We start from the raw sequence: 20761 nt of genomic DNA, 5'->3' as shown, positions 1-20761 counted from the left end.
TTGAATGCCATGTGGCGATGAGTACAGGTATGAATCCCCTTAAAAAAATTGTCATCCTCGGTGGCGGAACATCCGGCTGGATTGCAGCCTCGATGCTGGCAGCTCATTTCAAGCGCGAGCGGTGCGAGATCGAGTTGATCGAGTCAGATGAAATAAGCTCGGTTGGCGTGGGTGAGTCCACTATTCCACCGGTGGTGCGCCTGATTAACCGCTTGGGTATCGATGAGGCCGAGTTTATCCGTGAGACTCAGGCCTGTTATAAGCTGGGGATTAAGTTCGTCGATTGGCGCACCAAAAATCAATCTTATTTCCACCCCTATGGCGCACTGGGTAAACGCATCGACGCGCAAGATTTTTATCAGTGCTGGCTCAAGGCGACTATGGCTGGGGAGCAGTACGATTTGCAGGATTTTTCGCCGTGTGCGGTGATGGCGGCGCAGGAGCGTTTTTTTCCTCCCATGCAAGCGATAAATACGCCGATAGGCGGCGCCAGTTATGCAGTGCATCTGGATGCCAAGCTGGTCGCTGCTTATCTGCGCCGCTACGCTGAGGCGCGCGGTGTGGTGCGCAGCGAGGGCAATTGTGTGCAGGTGCTACGCAAGGATAATGGTTTTTTCGATGCGCTTGAATTGTCGGATGGGCGCAGCATTCACGGCGACTTTTTTATCGACTGCTCGGGTTTTAGTGCGCAGCTGATCGAAAAGGCACTTGGTGTTGAGTTTGAAGATTGGTCGAGCTATTTGCCCTGCGATCGCGCCATAGTGGTTAAAACCCAGGTGGCGGGCTCGCGCATGCCCTATACCACGGCGACGGCGCGTAAATCCGGTTGGGCTTGGCGTATCCCGTTGCGCAATGGCACGGGGCATGGCTATGTTTATTCGAGTCAATTTTGCACCGATGCTGAAGCCAAAAATACATTGCTAAGACATCTGGATGCCCTGCGGATAAGTGAGCCGCGTGTGATCCAGTTTACTACCGGGCGGCGCACGGAATTGTGGAAAGATAACTGTCTGGCGCTGGGTTTGTCGGGCGGATTTATCGAGCCGCTTGAGTCCACCGCGATTCACTTGATCGCCCGCGGCATGGATTTATTTTTGCGCTTTTTCCCGGACGTAGAATGCGAGCCCAGCTTGCAGCGCGAGTACAATCGCCGCATGCGCGCAGACTACGAAGAGGTGCGCGATTTTATTCTGCTGCATTACTGCACCAGTGAGCGCGATGACAGCGAGTTTTGGCGCTGGTGTAAAACTCTGGTGCTGCCCGAATCCCTGCGTGAGCGTATTGAGTTATTTAAAGGGCACGGAATTTTGCGCGAAGATAATGATGAGTTGTTTCGCGCGAGCAGTTGGCAGTCGGTGTTCGAGGGGATGGGGATTCGTCCATTAAAATACAGTCCGCATGTAGATAGTCTCGATTATGGCCGAATTAGCAAAACCTTGAAGTTGGCGCGCTCTGCCATTTTCAATATGGTAAAAACCTTACCTTTGCACGATACCTATTTAGAGGAGCATTATGGTGCAGCTGCGGAGTCGCCAACTGCCGTGCCGCTGAACTCGGGCGGATGATGCAGGTCACAGCTACTTGAGTGCCAAAGTGGTATGAAATCCATTATTGATAATAGGGTGTGTGCATGAGCAAGTGCGGAGTTTTGATTTTGGCAGCAATGTTGCTGATGGGCTGTAGTTCGAACAACGGGCGCAGCTATGTCGAAACCGAAATGACCGAGACGCTGGAGGTGGAGATATTGCCCAACACTAGCAAAATGTTCACGTATCGTTTGCGCTGGCCGGAAGAGTTAATTCCCAGTCATATCAATGTCGCGCGCAGGGGGAGTGACCCCGGCCGGGAGTTTGCTCAAGGCGGTGTTGATCTGGGGCGCAATACCTACGATCGCCTGCTGACGAATACCGCTTATGCCGTCAAACAGGCGGGCTATTGTCGCGACGGTTTTTTTGAGCTGGATCGCAGTATTTCGCGCTATCACCTCTGGGTGCGCGGCGAGTGTAAAGATGGCGCTACTGATGCTGACCGGCAGGCTTTTGGCGCCAAACAAACCCTGACTCCAGAGCGCTGGCAAAAATCCTCCTAGTCCCGCCAATGGTAGATTAGGGGGCAGGGTAATCGTCAGGTTGGCGTGTTTTTGCGTCAATCTGGTTCGCTTTTCATCCTCTGCCACTTCGGTGCTTGTCTTGCTAATAGCCTGCTAAGCGGGTAATATCCTGCGCCCATTTGCCTAGCCCCTACACCTCAGGGGCTTTTTTGTCTGGGATGTGATTTGGCGCGGCTTTCGCATGTGCTTTAGGCTTTTAGCCCACGTATCCCTTGATAGAGTTTTTTGTTGAGAATCAGCCTATGACCACTGGCCTCTACCAGATAGACGAGTTCAAAGATAACTGCGGTTTTGGTTTGATTGCCCATTTAAAGGGCAAGACCAGCCATCGCCTGCTTACCACTGCTATCGAAGCCCTGACTTGCATGACCCACCGCGGTGGTATCAATGCGGACGGCAAAACCGGTGACGGTTGTGGTTTGTTAATCCAAAAACCAGACAGCTTTCTGCGCGCTGTGGCTAAAGAAGCCTGCGGTGCAGAGCTGACTCCTATCTATGGTGTGGGCGCGATTATGCTCAGCCCAGAGGTTGCCATTGCCGACAAGGCGCGCGCAATTATGGCGGAAGAGTTGACCGCTCAGGGGCTAATTGTAGCTGGCTGGCGCGAAGTGCCGGTTGATCCGACTTGCCTCGGTCCAATCGCGCTGAAATCGCTGCCGACCTTTAATCACCTGTTTGTAAACAACCCTGATCTGACTATTGAGCAGGTCAATTCCAAGTTGTTTATGGCGCGCCGCAAAGCGGAAATCCGCCTTGCCGACGACAAATCTTTTTATGTGTGCAGCCTGAGTACCGGGATTCTCTCCTATAAAGGATTGATGATGCCGGTAGACCTGCCGCGCTTCTTTTCTGACTTGGCTGACGAGCGCCTGGAAACTGCCATTTGCGTATTCCATCAGCGCTTCTCTACCAATACTTCGCCGCGCTGGCCGCTGGCGCAGCCATTCCGTATGTTGGCGCACAACGGTGAGATCAATACTATTGTGGGCAACCGCAACTGGGCGGTGGCGCGTACTCCTAAATTTGTAACGCCACTATTGCCTGATCTGCACAGCGTAACCCCGCTAGTAAACCGGACCGGTTCTGACTCTTCCAGCCTGGATAACATGCTGGAAATACTGACCCTTGGCGGAATGGAACTGCACCGCGCCATTCGTATGCTCGTGCCGCCGGCATGGCAGAACGTAGAGAATATGGATCCGGATCTGCGTGCGTTCTACGAATACAACTCTATGCATATCGAGCCCTGGGACGGCCCAGCTGGCTTGGTAATTACCGATGGTCGCTACGCGGTTTGTACACTCGACCGCAACGGCCTGCGTCCATCGCGCTGGGTTATCACCAAAGACGATATGATCACCGTGGCGTCGGAAGTGGGCGTGTACGCTTACGATCCGGCTGACGTAGTGGCAAAAGGTCGCCTTGGCCCAGGCCAGATTATGTCGATCGATACATTGACTGGCACTTTGCATAACACCAAAGATATCGACAATCAGTTGAAATCTACCCAGCCCTATAAAAAGTGGCTGAAAGAGCGCGCGCTGCGCATTGAATCTACCCTGAACACCGACGCCAAAGAAAACGGTCTGGATGGTATTGCGCTGAAAGCCAATATGAAAATGTTCCAGGTCAGCTTTGAAGAGCGCGACCAGTTGTTGCGCCCACTCGCGGAAGGTGGTCAGGAAGCCGTTGGCTCCATGGGTGACGATACCCCAATGGCCGTGCTGTCACGTCAGCAGCGCTCGCTGTATGACTACTTCCGTCAGCAGTTTGCCCAGGTTACCAACCCGCCAATCGACCCATTGCGTGAAGCGATTGTAATGTCGCTGGAAACCTGTCTCGGCCGTGAATTACCCGTTTATGATGAATTGCCCGAACATGCTGACCGCGTGATTCTGACTTCGCCCGTACTCTCGCCAGAGAAGTTCCGTGGTTTGATGAGTCTGAACCGCCCTGGTTATGAGCAGGCAACATTCTCGCTTTATTACAATGCTGACGAGACCAATCTGAAAGCGGCATTAACCAAGCTGTGCGACGACGTAGCTGCTGCGGTTAAGTCGGGCAAAGTGTTGATCGTATTGAGCGATGCAGGCTTTGCGAAGGGCCAATTGCCGATTGCGGCGCTGCTTGCAGTGGGTGCGGTCAACCAGCATTTGACTAACGTTGGTTTGCGCTGTGATGCTAACCTGATTGTGGAGACCGGCAGCGCCCGCGATCCACATCAAATCGCTGCGTTGATTGGTTACGGCGCCACCGCTGTGTATCCATTCCTGAGCTACTACGTGCTCAACGATCTGATCGAAACCGGTGAATTGCTCAGCGATGTTGATACAGCCTACAAAAACTACCGTAAAGGTATCGACAAGGGTTTGCTGAAAATCCTGTCGAAAATGGGTATTTCCACTATTACCTCCTACCGCAGTGCGCAATTGTTTGAAGCGATTGGTCTGTCGGAAGAAGTGGTTTCTATGTGCTTTGAAAGCACGCCATCCCGTGTGGCGGGCGCGCGCTTCGAAGATTTGGAAGCGGATCAGAAAATTTTGGCGCAGACTGCCTGGTTGGATCGCAAGCCGATTGTTCAGGGCGGTTTGCTCAAGTATGTACACGGCTCGGAGTATCACGCCTACAACCCGGATGTTGTGCAAAGCCTGCAAAAGGCAGTGCAGAGCGGTAACTATGCGCTCTGGCGCAATTACGCGGATTTGGTAAACAAGCGCCCGGTATCCATGCTGCGCGACCTATTGGCCATCCGTGAAGATGCCTGCAAGCCGGTGCCTTTGTCTGAAGTTGAGCCAATCGAAAGCATCATCAAGCGTTTCGACTCGGCCGGTATGTCGCTCGGTGCTTTGTCGCCAGAGGCGCACGAAGCCTTGGCTGAAGCCATGAACCGCTTGGGCGGACGCTCTAACTCAGGTGAAGGTGGTGAAGATCCGGCGCGTTACGGCACCATCAAGACTTCCAAAATCAAGCAGGTTGCCTCTGGCCGCTTTGGTGTGACTCCAGCCTATTTGGTTAACGCTGAAGTGCTGCAAATTAAAGTCGCCCAGGGTGCAAAACCCGGTGAAGGCGGTCAGTTGCCCGGCGGTAAAGTGAATGCGCTGATTGCGCGACTGCGTCACTCGGTTCCCGGTGTGACTCTTATTTCGCCTCCGCCGCATCACGATATCTACTCGATCGAAGATTTGGCGCAGCTGATTTATGACTTGAAACAAGTTAACCCAGATGCGTTGGTATCGGTGAAGCTGGTATCGCGCCCAGGTGTAGGTACTATCGCTGCCGGTGTGGCCAAGGCCTATGCCGATTTGATCACCATCTCTGGTTACGATGGCGGTACGGCGGCCAGCCCAATGACTTCTATTAAGTATGCGGGTTCGCCGTGGGAGTTGGGTCTGTCTGAAACTCACCAAACTCTGCGTGCTAACGACTTGCGCGATAAAGTCCGGGTGCAAACCGACGGCGGTTTGAAAACCGGTCTGGACGTAGTGAAAGCGGCCATGCTGGGTGCGGAAAGCTTCGGTTTTGGTACTGGCCCAATGGTGGCGCTCGGCTGTAAATACCTGCGTATTTGCCATTTGAACAACTGTGCGACCGGTGTTGCTACCCAGCAAGATAAGCTGCGTAAAGACCACTACATAGGCACGGTTGAAATGGCGATGAACTTCTTCAAGTTCGTGGCAGAAGAAACTCGTGAGTGGATGGCGCGTTTAGGTGTACGCACTCTGGGTGATCTGGTTGGCCGTGTGGATCTGTTGCAGATTCTCGAAGGCGAAACGGTTAAACAACAACAATTGGATTTAAAACCAATCATCCATACCGATGCGTTCCTTGAAACCAAGCCGCAACTTTGTGCAGTCAGCAAAAACGAGCCGTTTGATAAAGGCGAAACCGCTGAGGCGATGATCAAGGTATTGCTGCCAACCATCGAAGCCAAAACCGGCGGTGAGTTTGAATTCCATATCACCAACTGCGACCGCTCCATCGGTGCGCGTATCAGTGGTGAAATCGCCAAGCGCTACGGCAACCAAGGAATGGCCGACAAACCATTGAAGCTGAAGCTGACCGGTATCGCAGGTCAAAGCTTTGGTGTGTGGAACGCCGGTGGCTTGGAAATGTATCTCGAAGGTGATGCCAACGACTACGTAGGTAAAGGTATGGCAGGCGGTAAGCTGGTCATTCGCCCACCGCGCAGCTCCGGCTTCAAATCGAACAAAACCAGCATTATGGGGAATACCTGTTTGTATGGTGCAACCGGCGGTAAGCTGTTTGCAGCCGGTACTGCAGGTGAGCGCTGTGGTGTGCGTAACTCCGGTGCCCATGTGGTAGTGGAAGGTGCGGGCGATCACTGCTGTGAATACATGACCGGCGGTGTAGTGACCGTACTGGGTCAAACCGGGGTTAACTTCGGTGCCGGTATGACCGGTGGTTTTGCCTATGTATTGGATGAAGCCAATGACTTTGTGGATCGCTACAACCACGAGTTGGTGGATATCCATCGTATCAATACCGAAGCACTGGAAGCGCATCGCCATCATCTGCGCACCGTGATTGAAGAATTTGTGCAAGAGACTGAAAGTGCCTGGGGCCAACACCTGCTGGACAACTTCGATGACTACATCGGTAAGTTCTGGCTGGTTAAACCTAAAGCAGCGTCTTTGGGCAGTTTGTTGGTTAGTTTCCGCCAGCGCGGCGAATAACTCTTGGTGACGAGTGAGGTCAAGATTATGTCAGCACGTTTAAACAATGACTTTCAGTTTCTCGATGTGGGTCGTCAAGACCCCACCAAGAAAGATATAGAAACCCGCAGACGCAACTTTGTGGAGATCTACCAACCCTTTGCCAAAGAAGAGGTAGAGGGGCAGGCACATCGCTGTCTGGAATGTGGTAACCCCTATTGTGAGTGGAAGTGCCCGGTGCACAACTTCATCCCCAACTGGTTGAAGCTGATCTCTGAAGGCAATATTTTTGAAGCGGCGGAGTTGAGTCATCAGACTAACTCCCTGCCCGAAGTGTGCGGCCGTGTCTGCCCGCAGGATCGTCTGTGTGAAGGCGCCTGTACCCTGAATGACGGTTTTGGTGCGGTGACTATCGGCAACGCCGAGAAGTACATTACCGATACCGCTTTCGCTATGGGCTGGAAGCCGGATATGTCCAAAGTGGTTTGGACTGATAAAAAAGTCGCTATTATCGGCGCTGGCCCTGCAGGTATTGGCTGTGCCGACGTACTGGTGCGCAACGGCGTTAAACCAGTGGTGTTCGACAAGTACCCTGAAATCGGTGGCTTGCTGACTTTTGGTATTCCCGAGTTCAAGCTGGAAAAATCAGTGATGAGCCGTCGCCGCGAAATCTTTACCGAAATGGGTATCGAATTCCGTTTGAATACCGAAGTGGGCAAAGACATCACCATGGAAGAATTGCTGCGCGATTACGATGCAGTATTCATGGGTATGGGGACTTACACCTATATGAAAGGCGGCTTCCCCGGTGAAGACCTGCCCGGTGTTTACGATGCATTGCCATTTTTGGTTGCCAACGTGAACCGCAATCTCGGCTTTGAAAAGAGCCCGGAAGATTTCATTAGCGTAAAAGGCAAAAAAGTTGTGGTGCTCGGTGGTGGTGATACCGCCATGGACTGTAACCGCACTTCTATTCGTCAGGGCGCGTTGAGCGTAAGTTGTGCTTACCGTCGCGACGAAGAAAACATGCCCGGTTCCAAGCGCGAAGTTGCCAATGCCAAAGAAGAAGGCGTGCAATTTCTCTACAACCGTCAGCCAGTTGAAGTGGTTGGTAATGGTAAGGTAGAGGGCGTTAAAGTAGTCACTACCAAAATGGGTGAGCCAGATGCTAATGGTCGTCGCAGCCCGGTGGTGGTTCCCGGTTCAGAAGAAATTTTGCCTGCCGACGTGGTCTTGATCGCTTTTGGTTTCCGCCCAAGTCCACAGCCTTGGTTCGAAACAAACGGTGTTAAAACCAATGATTGGGGTGGTGTGATCGCGCCTGAGAAGCAGCAGTACAAGTTCCAGACCAGCAATCCGAAAGTGTTTGCCGGTGGCGATATGGTGCGCGGTTCTGATCTGGTGGTTACCGCTATTTGGGAAGGTCGTGAAGCCGCTGATGGTATTTTGGATTATCTACAGGTTTAATCCCGTAGGGGCGCTGCTTGCCGCGCCCTGATCTTTTGGTGATTTTGGGTGCAGCAAGCGGCGCCCCTACAACCCCGCCTTTGCGGGGTTTGTTTTATCCATAACACAAGCAAGGCTAATGGCCTGAGGATAAGAGAATGACAGAGCTCAAAAACGACCGTTTTCTGCGTGCATTGCTGAAGCAACCTGTTGATGTAACGCCAGTCTGGATGATGCGCCAAGCTGGCCGCTACTTGCCAGAATATCGCGCCAGCCGCGCTAAAGCGGGCGATTTTATGGGGCTCTGCACTAATCCCGACGCGGCTTGTGAGGTGACTCTGCAGCCGCTGGATCGCTATCCCGGTCTGGATGCGGCAATTCTCTTCTCCGATATTCTCACAATCCCCGACGCCATGGGTTTAGGTCTCTATTTTGAGACCGGCGAAGGACCCAAGTTTAAAAAAGCCGTACGCACAGAAGCCGATGTGAATGCGCTTAAAGTGATTAACCCGGAGCAGGACCTACCCTACGTAGTTAACGCAGTCAAAACCATTCGCCGCGAGCTTAATGGCCGCGTGCCCTTGATTGGCTTCTCGGGTAGCCCTTGGACGCTGGCGACCTACATGATCGAAGGTGGCTCCAGCCGCGATTTTCGCCGCGCCAAAGAAATGCTCTACAACCAGCCGCAGGTGATGCATCGCTTATTGGATGTATTGGCTGACTCAGTGACCGTTTATCTCAATGCGCAAATTACTGCCGGCGCGCAAGCGGTACAGATTTTTGATACCTGGGGCGGCGCTTTGTCCCATGCTGCCTACCAAGAGTTTTCACTCAAGTACATGCAGAAAATTGTCAGCGGTTTGATTCGCGAGCATGAGGGGCGCCAAGTGCCTGTGATTCTGTTTACCAAAGGTGGTGGCCAGTGGTTGGAATCTATGGCGGCTACTGGTGCAACGGCATTAGGCCTGGATTGGACCACGGATATAGCTGCTGCGCGCGCGCGCGTTGGCAAGCACGTTGCGCTACAAGGCAATATGGATCCGACAATTTTGTATGCCTCGCCCGAGCGTATTCGCGCTGAAGTGGGCAGTATTTTGGCCGCTTACGGTAATGGCTCTGGTCATGTGTTTAATCTGGGGCACGGCATTACGCCAGAGGTTGATCCCGCTCATGCCGGTGCGTTTATTGATGCAGTTCATGAGTTGTCTGCGCAGTATCATCCATAGTTATTGCCTTGCAGACTAGAGATTGCGCCTTTAATCTACCGGCTATGGCATGGCGCGCCTTTCTTGATTACACTCCACGCACTATTAAGGTTTTTTAGGATAATTTAGAGCCTGAGTCAGGTTGCGCAGACGGATGAGATTTGTGAGAGCCGCTGTGCAACTCAGGAGTGTTTATCGAAGTCCCGAACTAAATAAGGCTGATAATGCGCACCTGAAGGTGCTGTGGGGAATAGGCGTGGGAATCAAGCAAGTCAAAGTTGACGTTAATGAGTTAACCATAGGCATGTTTGTGTCGGGGCTGGATCGCCCTTGGTCACAAACCCCTTTTCCCCTACAGGGGTTTTATTTGCGTGATCTGGGTGAAGTTAATCAGCTCAAGGCTCTCTGTAACTACGTTTTTATCGATATTGAAAAAGGTCGCGGTCCGATCGCAGCCAATCTGAAAACCCTTGCCCCCTCTGGCAAAAAGGCTCCTATTCGCGAGCGAGCGAGCTCTTTTAACGAAACTGTAGCGCCACTTAAAATTCAGCGCGGACTTTATCGCGAAGTTGAGCCCTTGCAGCGCGAGGTGAAAAAAGCGCGGCAATTGCATCAAAAAGTTTACGGCGCAGTGGAAGAGGTGATGGAGCAGCTCGAAAAAAATCAATTTGACTCCCTATCTTTGGGTGAAACCAAACGTGTTGCCAGCGAAATGGTAGACAGCGTACTGCGCAATCCTGATGCCTTCACTTGGTTGTCGCGGGTGCAGGAAAAAGACGAATACACCTATAGCCATGCCGTGCGTTCATCCGTATGGGCGATTTTATTTGGTCGCCACATTGGCCTGCCCAAGCGCGATTTGGATGTATTGGCGATGGGCGTTTTGTTAAAAGATGTAGGAAAGGTCATGTTAGATGTAGCTTTGCTTTCTAAAATGGAGCGAAGCACAGAAGAAGAGCATCTCTACGAAACGTTTATTGAACTCGGCTGTGAAATTCTGCGTAAGACGCCGGGAGTCGAGCCGCGAGTGATTAGCGTGGTGAAAACCCACTGTGAGCGATTGAATGGTAGCGGTTTTCCACAGGGCTTGTCGGGCGATAAAATTCCCTTGCTGGGCAAGATTGCAGGCATAGTCACCTATTACGATTTTGTTACTAACCCGCGTGGTTCGCGTCACCCCATTGCGCCCTCCAAAGCTGTGGCCAAGCTCTACGAATTGCGCAATATTCAATTTCAAGAAGAACTGGTAGTGGAGTTTATTCGCGCCATTGGGCTTTATCCTACTGGCACATTGGTCGAGTTAAGCACGGGTGAAGTGGCCGTTGTTGTTGAGCAAAATTTTGAGCGTCGGCTAAAGCCGCGAGTCATTGTTGTACTGGATGCATATAAGCAGCCGCTAGGTGAATATTTGCTGCTAGATTTGTCGGAAGATGACAAACGCAAACAAGAGCTGCTCGATTCCGGTAAAAAAACGCGTTATGAAATTGAAAAAATTGAGATTGCACGGGATCTTGAACCCGGCAGTTACGATGTGGATATCGCCAGTATTCGCGATCATTATTTAATGAAGAATGAAAAGAAAGGTTTGATGGCGCTTCTGAGTCGGCTAACAACACGTAGCTGATCTTAGCGTTAAGGTGTTTTTTTGAAAACCGCAGGCAGAATTGTCTGCGGTTTTTTAATGGGCGTTTTATTCGTAGCAACTATCACTGGAGTTAATGATGTTTGAATGGTTGGCAAGTCCGGAAGCCTGGGTTGCATTGGCAACACTCACAGCGTTGGAAATTGTATTGGGAATCGACAATATTATTTTCATTTCGATTCTGGTTGGTCGTCTACCGGATGCCCAGCGCAAGTTCGCGCGCAATGTGGGTTTGGGTTTGGCAATGATTACGCGCTTGGCGTTGCTCTTCTCGCTGGCGTGGATTATGGGGTTGGTTGATCCGTTATTTAGTGTACTGGGAGAAGAAATTTCCGGGCGCGACATTATTTTAATTGGCGGTGGCTTGTTTCTAATCGCCAAAGCGACGCACGAAATTCACAATAGTCTTGAAGGTGCCGTTGAAACGGAGCGCAATATTGCCACTCATGGTTTGATGATTGTGCTAGTGCAAATAGCAGTACTGGATATTGTTTTTTCGCTCGACTCAGTTATCACTGCTGTAGGCTTGGTTGATCAGGTAGAGATTATGGCAATTGCGATTATCATTGCGGTGGGTGTGATGCTGTTTGCTGCCAAGTCAATTGGCGATTTTGTCGACGCCCATCCCACTCTTAAAATTCTCGCCTTGTCATTCTTGGTGATTGTTGGTCTAACTCTCCTGGTTGAAGGGTTTGATGTGCATGTGCCCAAGGGTTACATCTACTTTGCGATGGCGTTTTCACTCGGGGTAGAGATGATTAATATTAAGTTGCGCAAACATCAGGATAAACCCGTAGAGCTGCGCAAAGATTATCCCGGCGATCAACAATGAGTAGCACCTTGCAATAAAAACAAAAAGGCCAATCATGCGATTGGCCTTTTTGTTTAGTGTATCGTTGGTGTAGATCTACTGAATTATTTTGCCCATGCGCTCGCCCATTTTGGTTGGGCTTGCGGCTTTGAATTGCTCGTCCCACTGTATTTTATTTTTCGCAAATAACACCACCGCCGTTGAGCCTAATTTAAATCGCCCCATTTCATCGCCTTTGTTGAGAGTAATATTTTGGTAGGGGTAAAGCGAAGTGGCGATTTCGCGGCTTGCAAACGGCGCGATTTGACCGTCCCATACGGTTTCAATACCAGCGACAATCATTGCGCCTACTAGCACAACGGCCATGGGGCCGATATCGGTATCAAAAATGGCGACCGCGCGTTCATTGCGGGAAAACAAGCGCGGTACATTCTCTGCGGTTACTGTATTGACCGAAAATAATTCACCGGGAATGCTCACCATCGCGCGCAATTTTCCGCCGTAGGGCATATGTACGCGGTGGTAATCTCGTGGTGATAAATACACGGTAGCAAAATTGCCATCGGCAAATTCGGCAGCGAGAGCTTCATCGCCGCCGAGCAATTCCAAAGCTGTGTAGCTCTGACCTTTTGCTTGAAAGATGCGACCATCGACAATCTTACCTGCTTGACTGATGGCGCCATCGGCCGGGCAGACAATTGCATCGGCATTGTTATCGATTGGACGAGCATCGGCTTTTAATGCGCGAGTAAAAAAATCATTGAAACAGGAATAGGCAAGCGGGTTTTCTTCCGCAGCTAGACTCATATCCACCTTGTAGCGTTTGACAAACCACTTGATAAAGGTATTTTTTATCAGCGAGTTTTCTGTGCTGGCCAACCAGCCAGCGGCGCGCGAAAGGCCGTGTTGGGGAATCAAATGTTGCAAGCGGATGAAAAGTTTGTCATTCATGTATTTTTATAATTCCTGCATAGGCAGCGCACTGCCTGAAAAAAAAGAGAGTGCCGCAGTTTAGCAAATAATGAATAACAGTGAGGTTCTTATGCGTAAGATACTGCAAGTCTTTAGCCCGCTCCTGACGTTGTTGTTTCTGTCGATGGCTAATGCGCACGAAGGGCATGATCATATGCCGGTGACGATGAAAAAGGCGGTAGAGATTGCGTTGGCCGCCGCGCGGGATGCCAGTTTCGCCGCCCAGCCAGCCTTGGGTTTACCACAGCTGGAACAGAGTTGGCGCGATTTGCCAGTAGGCGCCGCGCAGATTGTCGAAAACGGACGGGGCTATTATTTGGTAAGGGTGGAAAATCCATCACAGACAAAAGTACTGCAATTAAAAATATTGCTAGATGGCCGTGTTGAAACAGCTAGCGTTTCCGATCTGTAGCATCTTTGGCGACGGCCAGCGCTCATGCACCAAAGTCGAGCTTGGCTGGTTGGCGCCTAAACATTCTTTCATTTTGTATTCACCAACAATTTAATCTTTCTTTGTCGCCTCAGTTTTCCAATGGTTTGACAGCGCTGTCGCATGGGCGGATTATCTTGGGTTCGGTTGTCCATCTGCTCGCCACTCAGGAAATTAGGATGTATTTGTGGTGAATCGCATAATAATAAGATCGACCGTGCTCTCTCCTATGATTTTGCTGTTCATAAGCACTCGCTGGACTACTGATTGTGCATCGCCTTTTGGTTTGCCTGTGTGGCGCATGGATTATTCTTTCGCTAAATAGTTGCACCGCAATACAGGTAAATCCGATGGCGACGGTGATTCCCGAAGCAGGGAGTCGTGTCTAAATCCGGTTAAGTGAGGATGTTAATAATGAAAAATAATTTTATGACGACGAGTGGGTTGAGCGCTGTGATAATGGCCTTGTCTGCATTGAGTTTCGGGCATGGTTTTGTCGATAGTCCCGGTGCGCGCAATTACTTCTGCGGCAAGGTCACCAAGCCCGATGAGGTCGCCAATGGAACCGCCAGGTATCCTGTTTGTGGCGATGCATTTGCGAATGACTTTAACGGCGGCTACTCCTATATGAGCGTGTTGAATCATCATCAGGGGCGTAAAGTGTTGGGGCCATCAACCAAGCACGTATGTGGTTTTGACAGTGAAACATGGCAGGGCGGTAAAACCCCGTGGGACAATGCCATTAATTGGCCGGTCAATAACATCAGTTCGGGGCGGCAAGTGTTCTCGTGGGATATTAGCAATGGCCCGCACTTTGATGACACGTCCGATTTTCGCTACTGGATTACCAAGCCGGGCTTTACTTATCAAGTAGGGCGAGAGCTAACGTGGGCGGATTTTGAAGATCAACCTTTCTGTGATTTGCCCTACAACGACGACAATCCCGGCGCCTATCCCAACGTACGTGCGGAAAAAGCCACAGCACATATTCACACCACCTGTACTGTACCGGCGCGCACGGGTCGCCATGTGATATACGCCGAATGGGGGCGCGAGCCGCCAACCTATGAGCGCTTTCACGGGTGTATCGATGTGCAAATCGGCGGCGGTGGCGCCAGCTCAGTCCCTGCAACATCATCGAGTAGATCGAGCATTGCGCCAGCCTCATCAAGTCGCTCGAGTATCGCCCCCGCTTCATCCAGTCGTTCAAGTGTTGCACCCAGCTCTACACCCGCTTCCAGCAGGGCATCCAGCAGTGCAGGTACTACTGCGGGCTTGAGTTGTACCTATGTAGTTACTAACTCATGGGGCAGCGGTTTTACCGGTGTGATTCGCGTAACCAATACGGCTAGCGCAACCAAGACTGGCTGGACCGCGAGTTGGCAATATACCGGTAGCAACCGTATTACCAGTTCCTGGAATGCGACGCTTACCGGAAGCAATCCATACTCGGCGACTAATCTCAGTTGGAATGGCACTTTGATTACCGGGCAGACGGCTGAATTTGGCTTTCAGGGTAATACCAATGGTAATAGTGTAGAAACGCCGGTAGTTACCTGCCGTTAATCGCATAACATAACACTGCATTACCCGACAGGAATGGTGCGATTCCTGTCGGGGTCAGTTGCGCGCAAATTATTTGAGGTGGTGCGTGAATCGACCAGATACAAACAACGCTTTGCCTCTGTGGACTACTCTATTGGTGGCACCAATACTGTTGTTGGCACTTTATCTACAGTTTGCGGATGCGCCAGCACCAGGTAAGGATGACCGTATAAATAGTCATTTAACAGGGCATGAGCAATCTGCAAACTTTCACCCAAAAGCGGTCAATGTCAGGGTTGACATTAAATCTCCCCAGGTCGTCTTTACACAAACGCCGACGGAGCCACTTGAACCAAAAGTAAGCTCAGAGGTGAGGCTTGATCCAGAAGCTGCGCGTGCGGCTGTACAGCAAGTGGAGAACAGTGTTTACCAGCGTGCTACAGCAATCTTTGAACGTGAGCCTGTGGATGTTGAGTGGGCCAGCGCATACGAGCAGTCGCTGCGCGACATGTTCGCCCGACATCAGGGGTTACAGCGAGTCAGTATCAATAGTATCAGCTGCCATGCCAGCATGTGCCGCATAGAGGTGTTCACCCCGCGCGATGCTGACGCCGATTTTTTTACTGCCATGTTTTATGATGGTCTCGCCAGCTTTCGTGCCGGTGAATTAAAAGCCGAAGCGGCGATTACCCGCCGGATGGAGCTTGGGATAACCTCCGTTTATGTTGCGCGCAAGGATCACACGCTCGGCTTCTACTGAGTTTGCCGGCATCAACCTGTGTTATCTTTGTCACCTCGATCAATACAAGGTGTCTACTCTTGCCTTTTCTTAATGTCCATTTCTTCTTTTTTGCGCTCAGGCATAACAATGACTGAGTGGTTCAGCTTAAAAAGATCGACGCCTGCCCCTACAGACTTGGGTTTTGAATTCAGTATCGCCCGCTCACCCAAGCGGCGCAGTATTAGTATTGAAATCCGCAAAGCCCAGGTGGTGGTGCGCGCACCCATGGGGGTTGCGCAATCGGTACTGATGGGTTTTTTGCAGGAAAAAGCGGTCTGGGTAAAGGCTAAGATTGCCGAGCAACAGCAGGCTTTAGCGCTCCAGCCTGAGCCGCGTCGTTATGTGCAGGGCGGTCAGGTTCCATTTATGGGTGAAGCATTAACACTGGTGCTTGGGCGCGGCGCGCGAGCAGCGATTGCGCGTATCGATCAGCAGCTGCATCTGATTTTATCGTCGCGCGTGCGGGTGGATGAAGAAACACAAATTCGCCAGCTGCTCAGCCGCTGGTATCAACAGCAGGCATTGTGCATTCTCACCGATAAAACCAGGCGCTTGGCTCAGGTGATGGGTTTGGTGTGCACCCAGGTGAGCATCAAGGCAACTCGCTCCAAGTGGGGGCACTGCACCAGCCGCGGCGCGATCCAGTACAACTGGCAGATACTGCTAGCCCCAGAGGCCATAGTCGATTATCTTGTCGCCCACGAAGTCAGCCACCTGCGTCACCACAATCACAGTGCGGATTTTTGGGCGTTGGTCGCCAGCGTCTGCCCAACCTTCAAGGCAGATCGTGCCTGGCTCAAGTCCGAAGGCGCAAGTCTCAGTTTATAAACTCCAAAAGGTTTTAACATGAACGACATAATCACAATCGATCCGCTGAGCGACGACCCTGCAGAAAATCTGGATCGTTTTATCGTAGAAGCTATGGAGTTAGGTTGTGTCTGGGGCTTGGAAGGTCCCGACGGTTGGGCGCTGAGTGGGTCAGAGGCGCATGACGATGTTGATGTAATGCCGTTTTGGTCGCAGGAAAGTTTTGCTCAAGCGCATTGTCAGGATGACTGGAAAGACTACAAACCAGTGGCGGTGGAGCTGGTGGAATTTCTTGAAGATTGGTTACCTGGTCTGCATGAAGATGTGCTGTTGGTGGGCATTAATTGGAATGACGCGCTGGAGGGCGAAGAGCTGGAACCGCTCGATTTGCTCGAAGAATTTGAAGCAGAGATGGGTGAATAGACTCGACTAATAAAAACCATTGTCGGTAAATTGATTGTAGTCGTCATCATCTTCGCCAAACAAATGCATGTGCAAAATATCGACCTCATAATGTTTAACGTAATCGTTAAGCATTGTTAGGCTGGCCAAGCCAGGTGTCATACTGTACCAATAATTATTCGTTTCATCGTGCGTCGCTAATACAAACTCCAGAGTACCCGGCACCATCTTGCGACTGAGATGGCTAAAAATTTTGCGCTGTAATTGCAATACCGAAAAATTAAAGCCCGTACATAAATGCACTAATTGCAGATACTGGCTATCGCGCCGATCTTGTAGGCGAAGATCGCGACTGCCGAATAGCTCATCCGGATTAATCAATGTTTTACACGGTGAGTTGGGCATAGGGTTTTAGTCAGTTAAACGTGAATAATACTTATAAGCTGACCGTCAATGGTCGGGTGATGCCAGCAGAAGCTCGCTGCTATTTTCCCGGAATGATAATGTCTAGTCTTATTTTACTGGCCCATCGGTACGAAGCTAAAGACGAATATCCAGTAAAAAGAGCGCGGATTAGATCACATTGAGGTTAATGTGCAAGTGCTGGTATTCACATTTTTGTTGGGAAGGGGATTGAAGTGAAAATTATTGCCGCTACAAAAAAAATAATGCGTCGAATCGTAACAATGATTGCTGTAATAAATATCAAAACAGTGATCAAATTTTTTTTAATAACCTGCAGTTTAGTCTTGGCAAGCTGTTCAAGTTTGCAGCCAAAAATGGAGCAGCCCACAGTAAAAGTTGTGGGGGCACAATTATTACCGGCGCAGGGGTTTAGCCAGCCGATTGAAATCAGTTTATTGATCGCTAACCCAAATGATCGCGATCTCAGTCTGCGTGGCATGTCCTACACCATCGGCATAGAAAACTTCGAAGTGCTCAGCGGTGTCAGTGATCAGTTGCCCGCGCTGACTGCTTATCAAGAGACGCCGGTAAAAGTCGTTGTTACTGCAAATGTATTGCAGTTGGTGCGACTGCTAGAACACTTTGGTCGCAATGGGGTGAAAGAAAATGTAAATTACTCTTTTTCTGCCAAACTGGATTTTAGTGCTTGGTTGCCCGCTCTGCGTATCAATGAGCAAGGCTCAATTCCACTGACTGCCAAAAAGCGTTAAGCCACATTAGCGCTATAATTTCTTAGTATTCATCAATCGAGCAAGCTGAATTTTGTATTTTCAGGATATTCAATGAGTGACGAAATAACCCTGCCCGAGGCCGATGAGCGTATCGCGCTCAAAGACTACACCGAGAAAGCCTATCTCGATTATTCCATGTATGTGATCCTCGATCGCGCTTTGCCACACATTGGTGATGGTCTTAAACCGGTTCAGCGCCGCATAGTGTATGCGATGAGTGAGTTGGGTTTAAAAGCCAGTGCCAAATATAAAAAATCCGCGCGTACCGTGGGCGATGTGATTGGTAAATTTCACCCGCACGGCGACTCCGCATCCTATGAAGCCATGGTGTTGATGGCGCAGCCATTTTCCTATCGCTATACGCTGGTTGATGGCCAGGGCAACTGGGGTTCACCCGACGATCCAAAATCCTTTGCGGCGATGCGTTATACCGAATCGCGTCTCACCAAATACAGTGAAGTTTTGCTGGAAGAGTTGGGGCAGGGCACGGTTGATTGGCAGCCGAATTTTGACGGCACGCTGGAAGAACCTATCGTATTGCCCGCACGTGTGCCCAACGTATTGCTGAACGGCACTACCGGTATCGCGGTAGGTATGGCGACCGATATTCCCCCACACAATTTGCGTGAAGTCGTGAATGCTTGTGTGCATCTGCTCGATAATCCACAGGCCACCGTGACAGAGTTATGCGAGTTTATTCAAGGGCCGGATATGCCCACCGAGGCGGAAATTATTTCGCCGCGTGAAGACCTTATTAAAATGTACGAGACCGGGCGCGGCAGTGTGCGCATGCGTGCGGTCTGGCAAAAAGATGAAGAATCGGGCGATGTGATTATCACCGCACTACCGCATCAGGTCAGTGGTGCAAAAATTCTCGAGCAAATTGCCGCGCAAATGCAAGCAAAAAAATTGCCTATGGTTGCCGACTTGCGCGATGAATCGGATCATGAAAATCCTACGCGATTAGTTATTATTCCGCGCTCAAATCGTGTTGATGTTGAGCAGGTGATGCAGCATCTATTTGCTACCACCGAGCTTGAACGCACCTATCGTGTCAATATGAACATGATTGGAATCGATGGCCGCCCGGCGGTGAAATCGCTCGGCAAAATTTTGACTGAATGGTTGAGCTTTAGAACCGTTACTACCCGTCGCCGATTGCAATACCGTTTGGAAAAAGTAGAAGAGCGCTTACTGCGTTTGGCGGCATTGATGGTGGTGTTCCTCAATGTGGACGAAGTAATTCGCATTATTCGCGAAGAAGATAACCCCAAACCAGTGTTGATGGAACGTTTCAATTTAATTGAAATGCAAGCTGAATATATTCTCGAAACCAAATTGCGTCAGTTGGCGCGTTTGGAAGAGATGAAAATTCTGGAAGAGAAAACCGCGTTGGAAAAAGAGCGCGACGGTTTGCAAAAAATTCTTGAATCGGCAGTCAAATTAAAAAATCTGGTGCGCAAAGAGTTGATCCAAATTGCTGAGGCCTTTGGCGATGATCGCCGCTCGCCAATCGTGGCGCGCGCTGAAGCTCAAGCTCTGACTGAAACTGAATTGTTGAGTGTTGATCCAGTTACAGTGGTAATTTCGGATAAGGGTTGGATTCGCGCCGCGAAGGGGCACGAGATAGATCCAGCTGGTTTAAGTTATAAAGCCGGCGACAGCTTTAAGTTTGCATTGCGCGGCAAGAGCAATCAGCAGGTGATCCTGATCGACTCAACCGGCCGTAGCTATTCTCTGCCTGCACACAACCTGCCGTCAGCGCGCGGTCAGGGTGAGCCGTTGAGTGGGCGAATCAGCCCTCCCAATGGTGCGACCTTTGAAGGAGCGTTAATGGGGGCCGATCAGCAGCGGGTATTGCTGGCGTCCGATGCGGGCTATGGTTTTATCGCTCGTCTTGAAGATCTCACCAGTAAAAATAAAGCCGGTAAAGCCTTGTTAACTTTACCTGATGCAGCGCTGGTTTTGCCGCCGCAATTACTTGATAATCCCGAACAGGCATTGCTCGCTGCGGTCAGTAATGATGGCCGTTTATTAGTGTTCCCGGTGACCGAGTTGCCCGAGCTGGCGCGTGGTAAAGGGAATAAGATTATGAATATACCCTCGGCGCGAGCGGCAACGCGCGAAGAGTTTGTGGTTTCGGTTAATGTCATCAATCCGGGTCAATGCCTGACGCTGCATTCAGGTAAACGTCACATTACCTTGAAATTGTCTGATCTGGAGCATTACAAGGGTGAACGCGGTCGGCGCGGCAACAAGCTTCCGCGCGGTTTCCAAAAGGTCGATAAGGCTGAAGTGACCGATAAGTGACGATAAAGTAGGGGCGGTTATTCCGCCTTTATTTTTTAAGCAATCTGCGGCAGTAATAAAACATAGCGGTACAACAACAATAATTCAGGAGCTTTCATGAACTCGAAAGACAAACGTCGGCATGTGCGCACTACCTTTGCTTGCCGGATTAAAATTGCCCATGATTCCGTGGGCGAGTTGTTGGTAAAAACCCGTGACATTTCTGATGGTGGTGTTTTTGTTGTGCTTGAGCCAGAGCAAATCCCGCCAATTGGAACGCGCCTTACTGGTCAGGTGCAGGGGCTGATGGACGACGCCCCTATATTGCAACTGGAAGTGGTGCGTGTTGAACCCGCCGGCGTGGGGCTACGCTTTTTGCAAGAAGACTAAGTTCTAGTTTGCCTCTGTAATTTATTCCGCAATGAGCTTCGCAACAACTTGCGCGGAGCTAT

At 50.7% G+C, this 20761-nt stretch carries 17 protein-coding genes; 15 read left to right on the top strand and 2 right to left on the bottom strand.

Annotated elements, in window-relative coordinates; translation table 11 throughout:
* Positions 1-29 precede the first annotated feature (29 nt).
* The 7 genes from AC2CG4_RS05230 to AC2CG4_RS05200 all read left to right on the top strand — a co-directional run bounded on the left by AC2CG4_RS05230 (position 30) and on the right by AC2CG4_RS05200 (position 11908).
* Positions 30-1565 (top strand): tryptophan halogenase family protein, encoded by a 1536-nt coding sequence (locus AC2CG4_RS05230; RefSeq protein WP_484485266.1) that lies wholly within the window; start codon positions 30-32, stop codon positions 1563-1565.
* A gap of 65 nt (positions 1566-1630) precedes the next feature.
* Positions 1631-2089 carry a hypothetical protein gene (locus AC2CG4_RS05225; protein WP_484485265.1) on the top strand — a complete coding sequence of 153 codons (459 nt, stop codon included), beginning with the start codon at positions 1631-1633 and terminating at the stop codon, positions 2087-2089.
* 263 nt (positions 2090-2352) lie between these two features.
* The gene (gltB, locus tag AC2CG4_RS05220) at positions 2353-6804 is read left to right on the top strand and encodes a glutamate synthase large subunit (protein ID WP_484485264.1); all 4452 of its coding nucleotides are present in this window, start codon (positions 2353-2355) and stop codon (positions 6802-6804) included.
* A gap of 27 nt (positions 6805-6831) precedes the next feature.
* The gene (locus AC2CG4_RS05215) at positions 6832-8250 is read left to right on the top strand and encodes an FAD-dependent oxidoreductase (RefSeq protein WP_062063766.1); all 1419 of its coding nucleotides are present in this window, start codon (positions 6832-6834) and stop codon (positions 8248-8250) included.
* A gap of 137 nt (positions 8251-8387) precedes the next feature.
* Positions 8388-9455: a uroporphyrinogen decarboxylase gene (gene hemE / locus AC2CG4_RS05210; protein WP_484485263.1), complete on the top strand. Its 1068-nt coding sequence runs from the start codon at positions 8388-8390 to the stop codon at positions 9453-9455.
* Between the two features lie 235 nt (positions 9456-9690).
* Positions 9691-11058, top strand: coding sequence for a cyclic di-GMP phosphodiesterase (locus tag AC2CG4_RS05205; RefSeq protein WP_484485262.1), 1368 nt, complete (start codon positions 9691-9693; stop codon positions 11056-11058).
* Positions 11059-11155: 97 nt separating this feature from the next.
* Entirely contained in the window at positions 11156-11908 is a 753-nt protein-coding gene (locus AC2CG4_RS05200; protein ID WP_484485261.1) for a TerC family protein, read from the top strand.
* 75 nt (positions 11909-11983) lie between these two features.
* Here the strand turns inward: AC2CG4_RS05200 and asd are convergent, their stop codons facing one another.
* Complete coding sequence (asd, locus tag AC2CG4_RS05195; protein ID WP_484485260.1) at positions 11984-12838, bottom strand: archaetidylserine decarboxylase; 855 nt, start codon at positions 12836-12838, stop codon at positions 11984-11986.
* A 91-nt stretch (positions 12839-12929) separates the two neighbouring features.
* On the opposite strand from asd, the gene AC2CG4_RS05190 reads away from it, so the two are divergent.
* From AC2CG4_RS05190 to AC2CG4_RS05170, 5 genes are all read left to right on the top strand, one after another.
* The gene (locus AC2CG4_RS05190) at positions 12930-13271 is read left to right on the top strand and encodes a DUF6488 family protein (RefSeq protein WP_484485259.1); all 342 of its coding nucleotides are present in this window, start codon (positions 12930-12932) and stop codon (positions 13269-13271) included.
* Between the two features lie 432 nt (positions 13272-13703).
* Entirely contained in the window at positions 13704-14855 is a 1152-nt protein-coding gene (locus tag AC2CG4_RS05185; RefSeq protein WP_484485258.1) for a lytic polysaccharide monooxygenase, read from the top strand.
* 85 nt (positions 14856-14940) lie between these two features.
* Entirely contained in the window at positions 14941-15594 is a 654-nt protein-coding gene (locus AC2CG4_RS05180; protein ID WP_484485257.1) for a hypothetical protein, read from the top strand.
* 108 nt (positions 15595-15702) lie between these two features.
* Complete coding sequence (locus tag AC2CG4_RS05175; RefSeq protein WP_484485256.1) at positions 15703-16443, top strand: M48 family metallopeptidase; 741 nt, start codon at positions 15703-15705, stop codon at positions 16441-16443.
* 18 nt (positions 16444-16461) lie between these two features.
* Positions 16462-16845 (top strand): DUF2750 domain-containing protein, encoded by a 384-nt coding sequence (locus AC2CG4_RS05170; protein WP_484485255.1) that lies wholly within the window; start codon positions 16462-16464, stop codon positions 16843-16845.
* Positions 16846-16851: 6 nt separating this feature from the next.
* On the opposite strand, the gene AC2CG4_RS05165 is transcribed toward AC2CG4_RS05170, so the two are convergent.
* Positions 16852-17229 (bottom strand): hypothetical protein, encoded by a 378-nt coding sequence (locus AC2CG4_RS05165; protein ID WP_484485254.1) that lies wholly within the window; start codon positions 17227-17229, stop codon positions 16852-16854.
* A gap of 374 nt (positions 17230-17603) precedes the next feature.
* On the opposite strand from AC2CG4_RS05165, the gene AC2CG4_RS05160 reads away from it, so the two are divergent.
* From AC2CG4_RS05160 to AC2CG4_RS05150, 3 genes are all read left to right on the top strand, one after another.
* Positions 17604-17999 carry an LEA/WHy family protein gene (locus AC2CG4_RS05160; RefSeq protein ID WP_484485253.1) on the top strand — a complete coding sequence of 132 codons (396 nt, stop codon included), beginning with the start codon at positions 17604-17606 and terminating at the stop codon, positions 17997-17999.
* A gap of 72 nt (positions 18000-18071) precedes the next feature.
* Entirely contained in the window at positions 18072-20330 is a 2259-nt protein-coding gene (parC, locus tag AC2CG4_RS05155; RefSeq protein ID WP_484485252.1) for a DNA topoisomerase IV subunit A, read from the top strand.
* A 96-nt stretch (positions 20331-20426) separates the two neighbouring features.
* Positions 20427-20699 carry a PilZ domain-containing protein gene (locus AC2CG4_RS05150; RefSeq protein WP_484485251.1) on the top strand — a complete coding sequence of 91 codons (273 nt, stop codon included), beginning with the start codon at positions 20427-20429 and terminating at the stop codon, positions 20697-20699.
* Positions 20700-20761 lie beyond the last annotated feature (62 nt).

This window comes from Cellvibrio sp. ATLC23, assembly GCF_057196725.1.
The sequence above is the reverse complement of the archived record's forward strand: the minus strand, read 5'-3'. Positions and strand labels throughout refer to the sequence as shown.

Coding starts and splice junctions, on each gene's coding strand:
- asd (WP_484485260.1), bottom strand. CDS start 12,838: ATGAATGACAAACTTTTCATCCGCTTGCAACATTTGATTCCCCAACAC.
- AC2CG4_RS05190 (WP_484485259.1), top strand. CDS start 12,930: ATGCGTAAGATACTGCAAGTCTTTAGCCCGCTCCTGACGTTGTTGTTT.
- hemE (WP_484485263.1), top strand. CDS start 8,388: ATGACAGAGCTCAAAAACGACCGTTTTCTGCGTGCATTGCTGAAGCAA.
- parC (WP_484485252.1), top strand. CDS start 18,072: ATGAGTGACGAAATAACCCTGCCCGAGGCCGATGAGCGTATCGCGCTC.
- AC2CG4_RS05185 (WP_484485258.1), top strand. CDS start 13,704: ATGAAAAATAATTTTATGACGACGAGTGGGTTGAGCGCTGTGATAATG.
- AC2CG4_RS05215 (WP_062063766.1), top strand. CDS start 6,832: ATGTCAGCACGTTTAAACAATGACTTTCAGTTTCTCGATGTGGGTCGT.
- AC2CG4_RS05230 (WP_484485266.1), top strand. CDS start 30: ATGAATCCCCTTAAAAAAATTGTCATCCTCGGTGGCGGAACATCCGGC.
- AC2CG4_RS05165 (WP_484485254.1), bottom strand. CDS start 17,229: ATGCCCAACTCACCGTGTAAAACATTGATTAATCCGGATGAGCTATTC.
- AC2CG4_RS05200 (WP_484485261.1), top strand. CDS start 11,156: ATGTTTGAATGGTTGGCAAGTCCGGAAGCCTGGGTTGCATTGGCAACA.
- AC2CG4_RS05175 (WP_484485256.1), top strand. CDS start 15,703: ATGACTGAGTGGTTCAGCTTAAAAAGATCGACGCCTGCCCCTACAGAC.
- gltB (WP_484485264.1), top strand. CDS start 2,353: ATGACCACTGGCCTCTACCAGATAGACGAGTTCAAAGATAACTGCGGT.
- AC2CG4_RS05170 (WP_484485255.1), top strand. CDS start 16,462: ATGAACGACATAATCACAATCGATCCGCTGAGCGACGACCCTGCAGAA.
- AC2CG4_RS05160 (WP_484485253.1), top strand. CDS start 17,604: ATGGAGCAGCCCACAGTAAAAGTTGTGGGGGCACAATTATTACCGGCG.
- AC2CG4_RS05225 (WP_484485265.1), top strand. CDS start 1,631: ATGAGCAAGTGCGGAGTTTTGATTTTGGCAGCAATGTTGCTGATGGGC.
- AC2CG4_RS05150 (WP_484485251.1), top strand. CDS start 20,427: ATGAACTCGAAAGACAAACGTCGGCATGTGCGCACTACCTTTGCTTGC.